We start from the raw sequence: 302 nt of genomic DNA, 5'->3' as shown, positions 1-302 counted from the left end.
ACCGCCAGACCAGTGAGTGGAAGGACGGGGAGACCCTGTTCATGCGCTGCTCCATCTGGCGCGACGCCGCGGAGAACGTGGCGGAGTCGCTCACCAAGGGCACGCGCGTCATCGCCCAGGGCCGGCTCCAGCAGCGCTCCTACACCACCCGTGAGGGCGAGCAGCGCACCGTCGTGGAGATGCAGGTCGATGAGATCGGCCCCTCACTGCGGCGTGCCAAAGCCCAGGTCACTCGCACCGGCGGTGGCCAGGGCGGCTTCGGCGGGCAGAACCAGGGCGGTTTCAACCAGGGCCAGCCTCAG

1 protein-coding gene is annotated in these 302 nt (G+C 69.5%); it reads left to right on the top strand.

What is annotated here, in order from left to right; genetic code table 11:
* On the top strand, window positions 1–302 hold a 302-nt coding region (gene ssb / locus Q4C85_RS07800; protein ID WP_303141089.1), incomplete at both ends, for a single-stranded DNA-binding protein.

This window comes from Actinomyces sp. (genome assembly GCF_030524025.1).
Lineage (GTDB): Bacteria > Actinomycetota > Actinomycetes > Actinomycetales > Actinomycetaceae > Actinomyces.
This window is presented reverse-complemented; position numbering and strand designations above follow the sequence as displayed.